General features: G+C 66.2%; 15 protein-coding genes and 2 tRNA genes. 5 read left to right on the top strand and 12 right to left on the bottom strand.

From position 1 onward, the window contains the following. Positions 1-8: 8 nt before the first annotated feature. From RTW82_RS16715 to RTW82_RS16685, 7 genes are all read right to left on the bottom strand, one after another. The gene (locus RTW82_RS16715) at positions 9-479 is read right to left on the bottom strand and encodes a hypothetical protein (protein WP_021221313.1); all 471 of its coding nucleotides are present in this window, start codon (positions 477-479) and stop codon (positions 9-11) included. Next, positions 479-844, bottom strand: coding sequence for a hypothetical protein (locus tag RTW82_RS16710; RefSeq protein ID WP_021221314.1), 366 nt, complete (start codon positions 842-844; stop codon positions 479-481). Before RTW82_RS16710 ends, RTW82_RS16715 begins: the two co-directional genes overlap by 1 nt. Further along, entirely contained in the window at positions 841-1,155 is a 315-nt protein-coding gene (locus tag RTW82_RS16705) for a helix-turn-helix domain-containing protein (protein WP_316925755.1), read from the bottom strand. The genes RTW82_RS16710 and RTW82_RS16705 overlap by 4 nt, the downstream gene beginning before the upstream one ends. Positions 1,156-1,290: 135 nt before the next feature. Continuing rightward, positions 1,291-1,734, bottom strand: coding sequence for a YkvA family protein (locus tag RTW82_RS16700; protein ID WP_316925754.1), 444 nt, complete (start codon positions 1,732-1,734; stop codon positions 1,291-1,293). Between the two features lie 422 nt (positions 1,735-2,156). Beyond that, positions 2,157-2,867 carry an FKBP-type peptidyl-prolyl cis-trans isomerase gene (locus RTW82_RS16695; protein ID WP_031288412.1) on the bottom strand — a complete coding sequence of 237 codons (711 nt, stop codon included), beginning with the start codon at positions 2,865-2,867 and terminating at the stop codon, positions 2,157-2,159. 242 nt (positions 2,868-3,109) lie between these two features. After that, a tRNA-Asp gene (locus tag RTW82_RS16690) sits at positions 3,110-3,186 on the bottom strand. A gap of 15 nt (positions 3,187-3,201) precedes the next feature. Then, positions 3,202-3,277: transfer RNA gene (locus tag RTW82_RS16685), tRNA-Val, on the bottom strand. A gap of 159 nt (positions 3,278-3,436) precedes the next feature. On the opposite strand from RTW82_RS16685, the gene rdgC reads away from it, so the two are divergent. The 3 genes from rdgC (at position 3,437) to sugE (ending at position 5,815) form a co-directional block, all read left to right on the top strand. Beyond that, complete coding sequence (rdgC, locus tag RTW82_RS16680) at positions 3,437-4,357, top strand: recombination-associated protein RdgC (RefSeq protein WP_021221381.1); 921 nt, start codon at positions 3,437-3,439, stop codon at positions 4,355-4,357. 48 nt (positions 4,358-4,405) lie between these two features. Then, positions 4,406-5,353: a bile acid:sodium symporter family protein gene (locus tag RTW82_RS16675; RefSeq protein WP_316925753.1), complete on the top strand. Its 948-nt coding sequence runs from the start codon at positions 4,406-4,408 to the stop codon at positions 5,351-5,353. Positions 5,354-5,500: 147 nt separating this feature from the next. Next, entirely contained in the window at positions 5,501-5,815 is a 315-nt protein-coding gene (sugE, locus tag RTW82_RS16670; protein WP_021221383.1) for a quaternary ammonium compound efflux SMR transporter SugE, read from the top strand. Between the two features lie 69 nt (positions 5,816-5,884). On the opposite strand, the gene RTW82_RS16665 is transcribed toward sugE, so the two are convergent. The 5 genes from RTW82_RS16665 to RTW82_RS16645 form a co-directional block, all read right to left on the bottom strand. Next, entirely contained in the window at positions 5,885-7,759 is a 1,875-nt protein-coding gene (locus tag RTW82_RS16665) for an MFS transporter (RefSeq protein WP_316925752.1), read from the bottom strand. A 152-nt stretch (positions 7,760-7,911) separates the two neighbouring features. Next, entirely contained in the window at positions 7,912-8,241 is a 330-nt protein-coding gene (locus RTW82_RS16660; RefSeq protein WP_021221385.1) for an AzlD domain-containing protein, read from the bottom strand. Continuing rightward, a complete protein-coding gene (locus RTW82_RS16655) occupies positions 8,241-8,954 on the bottom strand; it encodes an AzlC family ABC transporter permease (RefSeq protein WP_316925751.1) in 714 nt (237 codons plus the stop codon). The genes RTW82_RS16660 and RTW82_RS16655 overlap by 1 nt, the downstream gene beginning before the upstream one ends. A 36-nt stretch (positions 8,955-8,990) precedes the next feature. Then, a complete protein-coding gene (locus RTW82_RS16650) occupies positions 8,991-9,836 on the bottom strand; it encodes an AraC family transcriptional regulator (protein ID WP_316925750.1) in 846 nt (281 codons plus the stop codon). Between the two features lie 2 nt (positions 9,837-9,838). Continuing rightward, positions 9,839-10,408, bottom strand: coding sequence for a GNAT family protein (locus RTW82_RS16645; RefSeq protein ID WP_316925749.1), 570 nt, complete (start codon positions 10,406-10,408; stop codon positions 9,839-9,841). A 250-nt stretch (positions 10,409-10,658) separates the two neighbouring features. Here RTW82_RS16645 and RTW82_RS16640 point away from each other — a divergent pair, with 250 nt between their 5' ends. Beyond that, complete coding sequence (locus RTW82_RS16640) at positions 10,659-14,135, top strand: NahK/ErcS family hybrid sensor histidine kinase/response regulator (RefSeq protein WP_184487762.1); 3,477 nt, start codon at positions 10,659-10,661, stop codon at positions 14,133-14,135. Positions 14,136-14,367: 232 nt separating this feature from the next. Further along, positions 14,368-15,570 (top strand): sensor domain-containing diguanylate cyclase, encoded by a 1,203-nt coding sequence (locus tag RTW82_RS16635; protein ID WP_021221390.1) that lies wholly within the window; start codon positions 14,368-14,370, stop codon positions 15,568-15,570. The last annotated feature ends 6 nt before the right edge of the window (positions 15,571-15,576 follow it).

The following is a 15,576-nucleotide window of genomic DNA, read 5'->3' as shown; positions in this document are numbered from 1 at the left end:
GCGGTGGGTCAGAAGCCCCGTTGCACGGCGCTGGCAGCCATACGCTCGGCAGCGGCGGGGTCGGGTGCCAGGCCAGGCCCGCCATCACGGTACAGGTCGGCCAGGCGCTTGGCCGCCAACGGGTGCCCGGCGGCCTCGGCAATCACCCACCAGGACGCGGCTTCACCGGCGTCCGGCGGGTTACGGGTATCACCCGCCAAGGCCACCACACCAAGCTGGTAGGCGGATTTCCCGTCACCGGCGCGGGCCGCCAGGCGCAGCATGCGGATGCCCTCCTCCCGAGCACCGAAGCCCTGGCCACGGTGCAGCAGGAGATGACCGTAGAAGCTCTGCGCGGCCACATCGCCGAGGTTCGCCATGCGCGCGTACTGGCCCTGCATCCAGTTCCAGGCACGGGGCTGACGGACCAGCGAAGGCCAGCGCAGCAACCAGCGGGCGACCCGGTAACCGACATGGGCTCGCAGCTTCCACAGCAACATCAGACTTCCTCGGGGTAAGTGAACTCGAATACCCGGACCACTTCTGCGGCATGCCAGGACGCCGCGGCGATGCCATCCGGAGGACCGGGGAAACGCCCCAGGCGTATCACGCATTCGAAGAAGCCGGTGCGCGGCAGGCGGCTGGCGCCCTGGCTGATCACCAGCGAGCTGCGCAGCGGGCGTTCGGCCCGGGCATCCAGTGCAGCCAGGTGCTCCAGCGCAGCGGTAAGGGTCTGCATCGCGGGGGTGGGGAGTTGCAGCCGCTCCACCAGCGCGCGATAGGTCAGCAGGTGGCGCTGGCGGCGCGCATCTTCGAGCTCACCGAGCAAGGCCTGCCAGTGCTGGCGGCTGATGCGCACGCTCAAGATTCGGACTCCCAACCGGCGACACCCAGAATATGGGCCAGCGAGCGCTTGATCGCCGTATCCGGCTCGCGCTCGCCGCTCTCGATCAGGGCCAGGTAAACCGGGCTGATGCCAACGGCGCGGGCCAATTGTTCCTGGCTCTGCCCCTGCGCCTCGCGCAATGCCTGGAGCTGCGAGAAAGCAGGGGTGGTGGCGGCGCTGCTGGGCGCCTGGGTGGCTTGTCCGGCAGCCTGTAGCAGTGCCTGGTAATCAGCCCAGGGCAACACTGCGTACTCTGCTTCACCGTCACGCATGATCACTTGCACGTTCATTGAAACTCCCGTGGACAGCAGTGCCGACAGCTTCAGCACTTTCCTTGCAGATCGCCATATTAACAGGGCGAATCAGCCTCCGGGGGCCATCAGTGAATAAGCTGTGAACCCGTGTGCGCCTGCACTTCGCCGGTCTCAGAGCACCTCGTCGATCACCTCTTCACGAGCCGGTATGCGCTCCAGGGAAGCGCTCACTTCCGGCGTCTGCGCCTCGCGCCAATGGCGGAAGGCGTCGATCTCGGCGCTCCAGGTCTTGAGCACCCAGGCGAGCACGCCGAGGTCATCGATCAGGCCGACACCGAGCACCCAATCAGGGATGGCATCCACCGGGGTGAGGAAATACACCAGGCCGGCGACGATGGAGAGCAACGCCTTGGGGCTGATGTCACGGTACTGGCCACGCAGGCGTGCCACGCAAAGGGCCAGTAACACCTGCAGGTCGTCCTTCACCGCACCCAGGCGGCCGCTCTGTTTCGTGCTTTTGCGGGTCACCGCCAGCAACAGCGCAGGCAATCTTCCGCGCGCCAGGAAACGCCGTGCAATGGGCAGGTAACGCTCGAGATTCGGGGGTATTTTCATGGTCGCTCCTCGGCAAACCGCATGGGAACGGGCCTATGGGCGGTTACCCACAGAAGCTGTGGATAACCTTGTTAGCAGTTTATCCCGACAACCTGCAAAAGCCCGCGCCACGCGGCTTCGCTACAGATCGGCGATTTTTTGGCCAAGCTAAAAACACCAACAAAATCAACTGGTTGAAAATCGACCAGCGCCTGCGACAGCAAACCGCAGTGACAAGTCCCGTGGTTACTCGGTCATGTGCATAACCGTAACACCAGGATGCCGGAACACCTTCGTTCAGACCCGGCAGTCAGCACCAGGTTCGCTCCGTGACCGCATCGGCAATACCGGTTACCGAAACGCAGCGCGGCTATCCGAAAGAGTGGCCCCGGCCGCAGAAACGAAAACGCCCCGCAATGCGGGGCGCCTCGAAAGACAACGGCTTACTGCTGGGGAGCGGCAGCCGGGTCCTTGATGCCGATCAGCTCCAAGTCGAACACCAGTACGGAGTTCGCCGGGATCGCCGGGCTCGGGCTCTGCTCGCCGTAGGCCAGCTCGCTCGGGATATACAGTTTGACCTTCTCGCCAACGTGCATCAGTTGCAGGCCTTCGACCCAACCCGGGATCACGCCGTTGACCGGCAGGTCGATCGGGCTGCCACGCTGGATGGAGCTGTCGAAGACGGTGCCATCGGTCAGCTTGCCTTCGTAGTGAACGGTCACCACGTCGGTGGCCTTGGGCTGAGCGCCTTTGGCAGCCTGGACGATTTCATACTGCAGGCCGGAGGCGGTGGTGGTCACACCTTCACGCTTGCCGTTCTCTTCGAGGAACTTCTTGCCCGCCTTGGCGGATTCCTCGTTGAGCTTGGTCATGCGCTCTTCGGCACGCTTCTGCAGGAAGGCAAAGGCCTCAACCAGCTCGTCGTCCTTCAGGCGCTGTTCCTTCTTGCCGATGGCATCTTCGATGCCCTGGGCGACAGCTTTGGAATCCAGATCGTCCATGCCTTCCTGGGCCAGGCTCTTGCCCATGTTCAGGCCGATGCCATAGGAGGCCTTCTGTGCCGGAGTCTTGAGCTCGACGCTGGTCTGCGAATCGCAGCCCGCGAGCACCAGGCCCACCAGAGCCACAGCCGCTGCCAACCGATGTTGTTTCATGCTGATTCCTTGTCTGTCCGCCGTGATGGCATGTTCTATGAAGTCGCGAGCTTAGCAGGCCCCTGCGACCAGTGGCTATGGGCATATAGGATCGGAGAACAGGCAAATAGTTCAGCGCTGGGCGGCGAGAAACGCATGAATTGCCAGCATTTTTTCGCAGAGGCGGGGCAGGACGTCAGGGGGCTTTTTCGCAGGCAAAGAAAAAGCCCCCAGGTATCGCTACCTGAGGGCTTTCTATAGTATGGCGCAGCGGACGGGACTCGAACCCGCGACCCCCGGCGTGACAGGCCGGTATTCTAACCGACTGAACTACCGCTGCGCGTTACTGCAAGATTGGTGGGTGATGACGGGATCGAACCGCCGACCCTCTGCTTGTAAGGCAGATGCTCTCCCGGCTGAGCTAATCACCCTTCACTCTCGAAGTGGGGCGCATTCTAGAGTGGTATCCCGACCCTGGCAAGCCCCTTTTTAAAAAAATTTTGCTAGCCGTTCCAAAGGCTTAGCTCAGGGTTGGCCTGAGTGCTCCGGGGGAGAATAATGCGCGCTTTGTGTCCGGAGAGAATTCCCCCATGTGGTTCCGTAACCTGCTCGTCTACCGCCTCACCCAGGATGTGCCCTTCGACGTCGAGGCCCTGGAAGCCGCCCTGGCCACCAAGCCGGCCCGCTCCTGCGCCAGCCAGGAACTGACCACCTACGGCTTCATCGCGCCCTTCGGCAAAGGCCCCGACGCGCCCCTGGTCCACTCCAGCGAAGGCTTCCTGCTGGTGGCCGCGCGCAAGGAAGAACGCATCCTCCCCGGCAGCGTGGTGCGTGACGCCCTGAAGGAGAAGGTCGACGAGATCGAAGCCGAGCAGATGCGCAAGGTCTACAAGAAGGAGCGCGACCAGCTCAAGGACGAGATCGTCCAGACCTTCCTGCCCCGCGCCTTCATCCGCAAGTCCGCCACCTTCGCCGCCATCGCTCCGGCCCAGGGCCTGATCCTGGTCGATGCTTCCAGCCCGAAGCGCGCCGAAGACCTGCTCTCCACCCTGCGCGAGGCCATCGGCTCCCTGCCCGTGCGCCCGGTCTCGGTGAAGATCGCCCCCACCGCCACCCTCACCGAGTGGGTCAAGACCCAGGAAGCCGCCAAGGACTTCTACGTGCTCGATGAGTGCGAACTGCGCGACACCGACGAAGACGGCGGCGTGGTGCGCTGCAAGCGCCAGGACCTGACCAGCGACGAAATCCAGCTGCACCTGTCCTCCGGCAAGCTGGTCACCCAGCTGTCCCTGGCGTGGCAGGACAAGCTGTCCTTCATCCTCGACGACAAGCTGGTGGTCAAGCGCCTGCGCTTCGAAGACCTGCTGCAGGACAAGGCCGAGCAGGACGGCGGCGAAGACGCCCTGAGCCAGCTCGACGCCAGCTTCACCCTGATGATGCTAACCCTGGTGGAGTTCCTGCCCCAGTTGATCGACGCCCTCGGCGGCGAAGAGATCCCGCAAGGTATCTGACGCCCCCGCGCCCGGCAGATGCCGGGCGCCCCTCCCTAAGGAACGAGCATGCGCGCACTGGCCGCCCTGAGCCGCTTCGTCGGCAACACCTTCGCCCTCTGGATCCTGTTGTTCGCCGTGCTGGCGTTCTACCAACCCGCCTGGTTCCTGCCGCTGGTGAAATGGATAGTGCCGCTGCTCGGCCTGATCATGTTCGGCATGGGCCTGACCCTGAAGACCGAAGACTTCCGCGAAGTCGCACGCCGCCCCTTGCGCGTGCTGATTGGCGTGCTCGCCCAGTTCCTGATCATGCCCGGGCTCGCCTGGCTGCTGTGCCAGGTACTGCGCCTTCCGCCGGAAGTGGCCGTCGGTGTGATCCTGGTGGGCTGCTGCCCCGGGGGGACCGCGTCCAACGTGATGACCTGGTTCGCCCGTGGCGACCTGGCGCTCTCCGTGGCCATCACCGCCGTCACCACCCTGCTCGCTCCCCTGGTGACTCCGGCGCTGATCTGGTTATTGGCCTCTGCCTGGCTGCCGGTGCAGTTCGGCGCACTGTTCACGTCGATCCTTCAGGTCGTGCTGCTGCCCATCGCCCTCGGTTTGATCGCCCAGCGCCTGCTCGGCGTGCGTGTGCGTCACCTGGTCGAGGTCCTGCCCCTGGTTTCGGTGGTGAGCATCGTCGTCATCGTCGCGGCGGTGGTTGCCGCCAGCCAGGCGAAGATTGCCGAATCCGGCCTGCTGATCATGGCCGTGGTGGTGCTGCACAACGGCCTCGGTCTGGCCCTGGGTTACCTCGCCGGCAAGGTCTTCGGCCTGCCGCTGGCCCAACGCAAGACACTCGCCATCGAGGTGGGCATGCAGAACTCCGGCCTCGGCGCCGCCCTGGCCAGTGCCCACTTCTCGCCCCTGGCGGCCGTGCCAAGCGCCCTGTTCAGTGTCTGGCACAACCTCTCGGGCTCCCTGCTCGCTGCGCTGTTCCGGCGCATGAAGGATGAGTCCGACAAGCCTGCCGTCTGACATCTGTCAGGCCGCCCGTCCCATGCAACTTGTCCGGGCGGCCAGGATGTGCAAAATACTGCGCAGTGCAGGGACGGCCCTGCCACTCACCGAGTGACCATTCCGGGGACGGCCCCGATCCAATCAGTCGTACCTTTGGAGGTCACCATGTCCTGGATCATCCTGTTCTTCGCCGGCCTGTTCGAAGTCGGTTGGGCCGTCGGCCTGAAATACACCGAGGGCTTCACCCGGCCCATTCCCACCGCGCTCACCGTATTGGCCATGGCCATCAGCCTCGGCCTGCTGGGCCTGGCCATGAAGCACCTGCCGCTGGGTACCGCCTACGCGATCTGGACCGGCATCGGCGCCATCGGCACAGTGATCGCCGGCGTCATCCTCTTCGGCGAATCCGTGGCGCTGATGCGCCTGGCCAGCGTGGCGCTGATCCTCTGCGGGCTGATCGGGCTGAAGCTGAGCACCTGAGTGCCCTGACGAAGCCGCCGCCCACAAAAAAGCCCGCCGATATGGCGGGCTTTTTCATGCCTGCGGCACCTAGCGCTGGTCACCGCGCAAGGCCGCCACCGAGGCCTGCAGGCTCAGGCGGTCGACACCTTCCGGCGCCAGCGGCTGGCCGGCCACCAGGTTGATCCGCGACCAGAAACGCTTGAACAGGCCCTTGCCCGGGTCGCGGCTGAAGAAGCTGCCCCACAGCCCCTGCAGCGCCATCGGAATCACCTGGACCGGGTTCTCCTCGAGGATGCGCTCGACACCGTTTTTGAACTCGTTCATCTCGCCATCGGTGGTCAGCTTGCCTTCCGGGAAGATGCACACCACCTCCCCTGCGCGCAGGTACTCGGAGATCTTCTTGAAGGCGCGGTCGTAGACCAGCAGGTCCTCGTTGCGCCCGGCGATGGGCACCGTGCCCGCCGTGCGGAAGATGAAGTTGAGCACCGGCAGGTTGTAGATCTTGTAGTACATGACGAAACGCACCGGCCGCCGTACCGCACCGCCGATCAGCAGGGCATCGACGAAGGACACGTGGTTGCACACCAGCAGCGCGGCGCCCTCGTCCGGAATCGCCTCCAGGCCCTTGTGCTCGACGCGGTACATCGAGTGCCCCAGCAGCCAGATGAGAAAGCGCATGCTGAATTCGGGGACGATCTTGAAGATGTAGCTGTTCACCGCGATGTTCATCAGCGACACCACCAGGAACAGCTGCGGAATCGACAACCCGGCGACGCTGAGGAACAGGATCGAGGCGATGGCCGAAACCACCATGAACAGTGCGTTGAGGATGTTGTTGGCAGCGATCACTCGTGCCCGCTCGTTCTCCGCGGTGCGCGACTGGATCAGCGCATACAGCGGCACGATGTAGAAGCCGCCGAACAGGCCGATGCCGAAGATGTCGGCGAGGATCAGCCAGGCCTGGGGCACGCTGATCACCGCCAGCCAGTCATGGGGCGTAGTGCCTTGGGGGAAGCCGCCCGAGTGCCACCAGAGCAGGATGCCGAAGACGGTCAGGCCGATGGAGCCGAAGGGCACCAGCCCCACTTCCACCTTGCCGCCGGAAAGGCGCTCGCAAAGCATCGAACCCATGGCGATGCCCACCGAGAACACGGTGAGGATCAGGGTCACCACGCTCTCGTCACCGAACAGCAGGTCCTTCGAATAAGCGGGAATCTGCGTCAGGTACACCGCACCGAGGAACCAGAACCAGGAGTTGCCCACCAGCGAGCGCGACACCGAGGGACGCTGGCCAAGGCCCAACTGCAGGATGCGCCAGGACTGGCTGAAGATGTTCCAGTCGAGCTTCAGCTCCGGCATCGCCGCCGCAGCGCGGGGGATGCCGCGGCTGGCCAGGTAGCCGAGGGAGGCGGTGATCAGGATGGCTGCGGCGACTATGGGCTCGTAGCGCTCGGCGGACATCATGATCCCGGCGCCGATGGTGCCGGCGAGGATGGCCAGGAAGGTGCCCATCTCCACCAGGGCGTTGCCGCCCACCAGCTCGTTCTCGCGCAACGCCTGGGGCAGGATCGAGTACTTCACCGGGCCGAACAGTGCCGAATGGGTGCCCATGGCGAACAGCGCCGCCAGCAGCAACCAGAGGTTGTCGAGGTAGAAGCCCAGGGCGCCCACCGCCATGATGCCCACCTCGGCCGCCTTGATCGCGCGGATCAGCGAGTCCTTGGCGAACTTCTCGCCGAACTGCCCGCCGAGGGCGGAGAAGAGGAAGAACGGCAGGATGAACAGCAGGGCGCACAGGTTGACGTAGACCGTCTTGTCACCAGAGATCGCCAGCTTGTAGAGGATGGCGAGGATCAGCGACTGCTTGAAGATGTTGTCGTTGAAAGCGCCGAGCAGCTGGGTCACGAAGAACGGCAGGAAACGTCGCTTGCCCAGCAGGGCGAATTGCGAATGTTGGCTCATCTTCCTTGGTACCTGGGTAATGGCTGGGGTAAAGCCGGTGCACGAAGCACGTCGCTGATTTGACAGCAACTGGCCAGCTCCAGGCCACACCTTGAGACGAAAAATGCCGAATCCCCACATAAAAAGGGCGCCTTTCGCGGCGCCCTCTTCCCTCAGATGGGCAACTGCCCCAGCCCCCAGCGCAGGGCGAAGAACAGCAGCAGGCCGCCGAGGATGGTCGCCAGCAGGTGGCGGGTGACGGCGGCGATAAGGATGCAGCCCAGGCCCCCCAGCAGGTAGGCGTTATCCAGTGCCAGCGCGGCGTGGACGCCATCGGGCATCACCATGCCCGGCACCACGATGGCGGTGAGCACCGCCGTGGGCACGTAGTGCAGGCCCTGGCGCACCACGGGCGGGAAGCGCAGGTCGGGCCAGGCGAACAGGCTGTAGCGGATCGAGAAGGTGATCGCGGTCATGCCGAGGATCAGCAGCCAGGTTTCCATCAGAGCACCTCTTCCAGTTGGCCGAGCCGATAGCGACGCTCCAGCACGATGCCGATGACGATGCCGCTCAGGGCCGCCGCCATCAGCCCCAGCTTGTAGGGCAACCCGTGGCACAGCAGCGCCACCGCGCCGGCCACCAGCGCCGCCGCCACCTGCGGACGGTTGCGCAGCATGGGCACGACGATGCCGATGAAGGTCGCCAGCATGGCGAAATCCAGCCCCCAGGCGGCGAGATTGGGCACGGCCTGGCCGAACACCACGCCGACCAGGGTGCACAGCTGCCAGTTGAGGTACATGGCCAGCGCCGCGCCGAGGAAGTACCAGTGCTTGTGCGGCGAGGCGTCCGTCTCCGCGTAGCGGTGCTGCACCACGGCGAAGGCCTCGTCGGTGAGCCAGAAGGCCAGGGGCATGCGCCAACGCTTGGGCAGGTGGCTGACGAAGGGCTGCAGGCTGGCGCTGTACAGGGCGTGGCGCAGGTTGACCACAAGGGTGGTGAGCAGCACCACCGCGATGCCCGCGCCACCACCGAGCAGGGTGATGGCGATGAACTGGGCGGAGCCGGCGAACACCAGCAACGACATGCCGAGGGTCTGCCAGGCACTGAGCCCGGCGCCGGCGGCGAGGGTGCCGAAGATGATGCCGAAAGGCACGGCGCCGATGAGCATCGGCACCATATCGCGCCAGGCGCGGAGGAATTCGGTTGAGCGGGACATGGGTTCTCCTTGTCCGCGCAGCTTAGAAGAGGCGTTTCAGTGAGTCTTGAACGATCTTGCGCAGGCGCTGCGGTATTCACCCGGCGCCACACCATAGGCCTGCTTGAACTGCCGGCTCAAATGGCTCTGGTCGGCGAAGCCCAGTTGCATGGCCACCGACAGCGGCGCGCAGCCCTCGCGCAGCAATGCCCGCGCCTGCTCCAGGCGACGCTGCTTGAGCCAGGAATGCGGCGGCAACCCGGTGGCCCGGCGGAACACCCGGGCGAAGTGGAAGGGCGAGAGCCCCACCGCTGCGGCGAGCTCCTCCAGGGACGGCGGTTCGGCCAGGCGCGAAGCCAACAGCTCGCGGGCAAGGGTCACCGCCTGGGGCTCATGCCCGGCGGCACGGGGCGTGCCGATGCGTGCGTAGCGTTGAAACAGCAGCAGCACCGCTTCGCGCCAGGCCATCTGCTGCTCCAGCGCCGTGGCGCCCTGCTCCAGCAAACGGTGCAGGGCGAGGAAGCGATTGGTCACCTCGGGGTCATGCAGCACGCTGTCAGCGAAGGTGGGCAGGCCGCCCGTGGAGATATCCAGCTCCTCCAGCACCTCGGTCACCCGCTGCAGATCGGGGTAGAAACCGCGATAGCGCCAGCCTTCGTCGTGGGCCTTGGAGCCGGTGTGGAGCTCGTCGGGGTTGATCAGCACCATGCTGCCCTGCTCCGCCAGGTGGTCGCTGCCACGATGACGGAAACGCTGGGCGCCGGACTCGATCACGGTAAAGACATAGCCCTCGTGCACATGGGGCGCGAAGCGCTGCTCGATATAGCGCGCATGCAGCAACTCGACACCGCCGAGCTCGCTGGCCTGCCAGAAATGCGTCTGTTCGCCGCCGATGCCACTCATGTTCAGTTGCCGAAGGAGGCTTCCAGGGCCTGCTTCACCGCTGGCCATTCACGGTCGGTGATGCTGTAGAGCACGCTGTCGTCGAGGCGCCCATCGGCCAGGCGGCGGTTGTTGCGCAGCACGCCTTCGCGCTGTGCACCGAGCTTTTCGATGGCCTTCTGCGAGCGCAGGTTGCTGCCCGCAGTCTTCAGTTGCACACGCACCACCTGCCACTCCTCGAAGGCGTGGCGCAGCATCAGGTATTTGATCGAAGCATTGAGGCCGCTGGCGTGCTCGCTGCGGGCCAGCCAGGTCCAGCCGATCTCCACCGCCGGCAGGGCAGACATGAAATCCGCGAAACGGCTGGTGCCCACCAGGCGGTCGCCCAGGCGGATGGCGAACACCACGGCCAGGCCTTCGCGCTGCTGGGCCAGGCCCTGGCGGTACCAGTCCGGGCGCAGCGGGCCGCTCATGTAGACCAGCTCGTCGCGGTTGGCTTCAGCGAGGGCCGAGAGCTCGGTGATGTCGGCCTCAGTCAGCGGTTCCAGGCGCAAGGCGCCACGCTGCAGGATGACCGGTTGCGGATTGAACATCTGCGCCTCCTCAGGCGAAAGACCCCTGCTGATCAGAGCGTCCGGGCACCCGGAAGTGCCCTGCAGGGCGCCGGCCTGGACGAGTGGAGTCCGCCGGCAAGGTTGCCACGCTAGCAGCCCCGCCAGCAGCGCTCAACCCCGCCTGCGACCTTGGTCGCAGCTGCCTGACGGACAACCGGCTTTGGTGCGAAACTGCCGCATCGAGACACAGGTGGGCGCATCCGTCCGCCGCTTTCACTTCGGAGTCTGCATGTCGTTGTCCAGCGGGCTGATCGCCGCGGTCGCCCTTCTCTATATGGCCGTGCTGTTCGCCATCGCCTTCTATGGCGACCGCCGTCGCGCGCCCATGCCGCCGAAGGGCCGTGCCCTGGTCTACAGCCTGTCGCTGGCGGTGTACTGCACCAGCTGGACCTTCTTCGGCGCCGTGGGCCAGGCCGCCGGCCAGCTCTGGGCCTTTTTGCCGATCTACCTCGGCCCCATCCTGCTGATGGTCTTCGCCCCCTGGGTGCTGCAGAAGATGGTGCTGATCAGCAAGCAGGAGAACATCACCTCCATCGCCGACTTCATCGCCGCACGCTATGGCAAATCCCAGGCCCTGGCGGTGGTGGTGGCGCTGATCTGCCTGGTCAGCGTGCTGCCCTACATCGCCCTGCAGCTCAAGGGCATCGTCCTGGGCGTCAACCTGCTGATCGGCTCCGGCGCCGAATCCACCGGCACCCGCGCCCAGGACACCGCGCTGATCGTGTCCCTGGTGCTGGCGCTGTTCACCATCCTTTTCGGCACCCGCAACCTCGACGCCACCGAGCATCACCGCGGCATGGTGCTGGCCATCTCGTTCGAGTCGCTGATCAAGCTGCTGGCCTTCCTCGCCGTCGGCATCTTCGTCAGCTTCAGCCTGTTCGATGGCTTCGACGACCTGACCCTGCGCGCCATGCAGGCCACCCACCTGGAGAGCTTCTGGCTGCAGCCGGTGGACTGGCCGACCCTGATCGTGCAGACCGGCGTGGCGATGGTGGCGTTCGTCTGCCTGCCCCGGCAGTTCCATGTCGCGGTGGTGGAAAACATCGAACCCCGTGACCTGCGCACCGCGCGCTGGGTGTTCCCGCTCTATCTGGGGCTGGCGGCGCTGTTCGTGGTGCCCATCGCCCTGGCCGGCAAGATGCTACTGCCCGCCGGCGTGATGCCCGACTCCTTCGTCATCAGCCTGCCCCTGGCCGAGGCCCATCCCTCCCTCGCCCTGCTGGCCTTCATCGGCGGCGCCTCGGCCGCCACCGGCATGGTCATCGTCGAAGCCGTGGCGCTCTCGACCATGGTCTCCAACGACATGCTGCTGCCCTGGCTGCTGCGCCGGCAGAGCGCCGAGCGCCCCTTCGAGGTGTTCCGCCACTGGATGCTCTCGGTGCGCCGGGTCAGCATCGTGGTGATCATCCTCCTCGGCTACGTCAGCTACCGCCTGCTGGGCTCCACCGCGAGTCTCGCCACCATCGGCCAGATCGCCTTCGCCGCTATCGCCCAGCTCGGCCCGGCCATGGCCGGCGCCCTCTACTGGAAACAGGCCAACCGGCGCGGCGTGTTCGCTGGATTGGCCACCGGCGCCCTGCTCTGGGCCTACACCCTGGTGCTGCCGCAAGTGGCCCGGGGGCTCGGCTGGCCGCTGGAGGCCTTCCCCGGTCTCGCCGGGCTGATGGCCAACCCGCTGAACCTGCCCATCGACCCGCAGACCCAGGGCGTGGTGCTGTCCCTGGCCGGCAACTGGCTGCTGTTCGCCTGGGTCTCGGTGTTCTCCCGCACCCGGGTGTCCGAGCACTGGCAGGCCAGCCGCTTCATCGGCCAGATCGTTTCGGCGCGGCCGAGCAACCGTTCGCTGCTGGCGGTGCAGGTGGAAGACCTGCTGATGCTGGCGGCGCGCTTCGTCGGCGAGGAACGTGCGCGGCAGAGCTTCGTGCGCTTCGCCTACCGCCAGGGCACCAGCTTCAACCCGGTGCAGAACGCCAACCAGGACTGGATCACCCACACCGAACGCCTGCTCGCCGGCGTGCTCGGCGCCTCGTCCGCCCGCGCGGTGGTGAAGGCCGCCATCGAGGGCCGCGAGATGCAGGTGGAGGACGTCGTGCGCATCGTCGACGAAGCCTCCGAGGTGCTGCAGTTCAACCGCGCCCTGCTGCAAGGGGCCATCGAGAACATCACCCAGGGCATCAGCGTGGTCGACCAGTCCCTGCGCCTGGTGGCCTGGAACCGCCGCTACCTGGAACTCTTCGACTACCCCGACGGGCTGATCAGCGTCGGCCGGCCCATCGCCGACATCATCCGCTACAACGCCGAGCGCGGCCTGTGCGGGCCGGGCGACGCCGAGGCCCACGTCTCGCGCCGGCTGTTCTGGATGCGCCAGGGCAACGCCCATACCTCCGAGCGTCTGTTCCCCAATGGCCGGGTCATCGAGCTGATCGGCAACCCGATGCCGGGCGGTGGCTTCGTCATGAGCTTCACCGACATCACCGCGTTCCGCGAAGGGGAAAAGGCCCTCAAGGACGCCAACGAGGGGCTGGAGCAACGGGTCACCGAGCGCACCCTCGAACTGTCCCAGCTCAACCAGGCGCTGATCGAGGCCAAGGGCACCGCCGAAGCGGCCAACCAATCGAAGACCCGTTTCCTTGCCGCCGTCAGCCATGACCTGATGCAGCCGCTCAACGCCGCGCGGCTGTTCTCCGCCGCCCTCGCCCACCAGCAGGACGCGCTGCCGCCGGAGTCCCGCGAGCTGGTGGGCCACCTCGACAGCTCCCTGCGCTCGGCGGAAGACCTGATCACCGACCTGCTGGACATCTCGCGCCTGGAAAGCGGGCGCATCACCCCCGACCGCGCCGCCTTCCCCCTGGCCGCGCTGTACGACGCCCTCGGCGCCGAGTTCAAGGCCCTGGCCCAGGAGCAGGGCGTGGACTTCCGCGTCAGCGGCAGCAAACTGCGCATCGAGAGCGACATGAAGCTGCTGCGCCGGGTGCTGCAGAACTTCCTCACCAACGCCTTCCGCTACGCCAAGGGCCATGTGCTGCTGGGCGTGCGCCGCGAAGGCGGCCTGCTGCGCCTGGAAGTCTGGGACCGTGGCCCGGGCATCCCCGAAGACAAGCGCAAGGTGATATTCGAAGAGTTCAAGCGCCTGGACAGCCACCAGACCCGCGCCGAGAAAGGCCTGGGCCTGGGCCTGGCCATCGCCGACGGGCTCTGCCGCGTGCTCGGCCACCACCTGGAAGTCCGCTCCTGGCCGGGCAAGGGCAGTGTCTTCAGCGTCAGCGTGCCCCTGGCGCGCACCCCAGCACCGGCCCCCGTCGTGCCGCAGAAGGAAGCCAACGGCCACGCCCTGGATGGCACCCAGGTGCTGTGCATCGACAACGAAGACAGCATCCTCACCGGCATGCACAGCCTGCTCTCGCGCTGGGGCTGCCAGGTGTGGACGGCGCGCAACCGCCTGGAGTGCGAACACCTGCTGGCCGAGGACGTGCGCCCGCAACTGGCACTGGTGGACTACCACCTGGATGAAGGCGAGACCGGCACCGAGCTGATGGCCTGGCTGCGCACCCGCCTCGGCGCACCGGTGCCGGGCGTGGTGATCAGTGCCGACGCCCGCGCCGAACTGATCGCCGAAGTCCACGCCGCCGGCCTCGACTACCTGGCCAAGCCGGTCAAGCCCGCCGCCCTGCGTGCCCTGCTCAGCCGACACCTGGTGTTGCGCTGAGCGGTTCGCCCCCCGCTCTGGCAACCCCGGGCGCAACCCGGCAGTCATCTCGCGCCCGCCTCCCTGCCTGATCCATCGCTCGGCGCCGATGGCGAATCCGTCAACGGCCAGCGTCTAGACTTCCGCCATCCGCGCAGCCGTCGAGAGGCCGCTGTTCACCTCGACGGCGCGGCCCGGTATAAGAAGTGCCTGGCGCACCTGCCGCCACGCCGTAGAGACAGGAGTCTTCGCAATGAATCTTTCCAGTGGGTCGGGCCCGGTGCCGACCCACCTTCCCGAGCGCCCGGCCGAGGACTACCTCGCCGAACGGGTCGCCACGCTCTTCTCCACCAGCCCTTCGACGGCAGTCGGCAACGTCTTCTCCGGCTCCATGGTGTTCGGGGTCTACCACGCCAGCGCGCCACTGCGCGGGCTGTGCATCTGGCTGGCCATCCTGGTGGTGCTGATGGTGGTGCGCCTGTCCCTGGTGCGCGCCTGGCGTCGTGATCCGCAACGCTTCCCGCCGCTGACCTGGGCGCGCATGACCATGTGCCAGTGCGGCGCCGTGGGCGTGGCCTGGGGTGTCGGCGCAATCTGGCTGATGGGCTATGGCACGCCCTACGAGGACGTGATCTTCGGCTGCATCGCCCTGGCCTCGGTGATGGTCGCCATGAGCAACGTCTCCTACTGGCCGGCACACCTGGCCTTCCATGTGCCCATGTTCTTCTTCCTCGGCATCGCCTACGGCCGTGACCCGGAGCCCCAGGCGATGTTCCTCGCCGTCTCCGCCTGGGTGGTCTGCCCCTTCATCGCCGAGATGGGCCGGCGCCTGCAGATCCGCTTCAACGAGGCTTTGAAGCTGGCCTGGGAACACCAGGTGCTGGCGCACAAGTACGCGCTGGCCAACCAGGAGCTGGCCATCCTCAGCCGCACCGACGACCTCACCCGCATCGCCAACAAGCGCCACCTCGACGAAACCCTGAAGCGTGAATGGCACCGCTGCGCGCGCAACCACGAGCACCTGGGCGTGCTGATGCTGGATATCGACCACTTCAAGCTCTACAACGACAGCTACGGCCACCTCGCCGGCGACATTTGCATCCGCCAGGTCGCCGAGGCGATGCGCGCGAGCATCCGCGAGCACTGCGATTTCGTCGCGCGCTTCGGCGGCGAGGAGTTCACCGTGGTCATGCCCGGGGCCGACTTGGAAACCGCCCGCGCCATCGCCGAACGCATTCGCGCGGCCGTGGAGGACCTGGACCAGCCCCATGCCGGTGCCGAGCGCGGCCACCTCACCGTGAGCATTGGCGTGGCCTCCACCGAGCAGGGCACGGCGATCAGTGAGGAGGCCCTGGTGGGTAACGCCGACGTGGCCCTCTACGCGGCCAAGCACGCCGGGCGCAACCGGGTGGAAGCCTTTCGCGGGCAGTCCACCCTCCTCGCCCCCGTGCACTGAAGGCGC

This window comes from Pseudomonas sp. zfem005 (assembly GCF_032621735.1).
GTDB lineage: Bacteria > Pseudomonadota > Gammaproteobacteria > Pseudomonadales > Pseudomonadaceae > Metapseudomonas > Metapseudomonas solani.
Note: the sequence above shows the minus strand (reverse complement) of the source record. Positions and strands in the feature narration are given on the sequence as shown.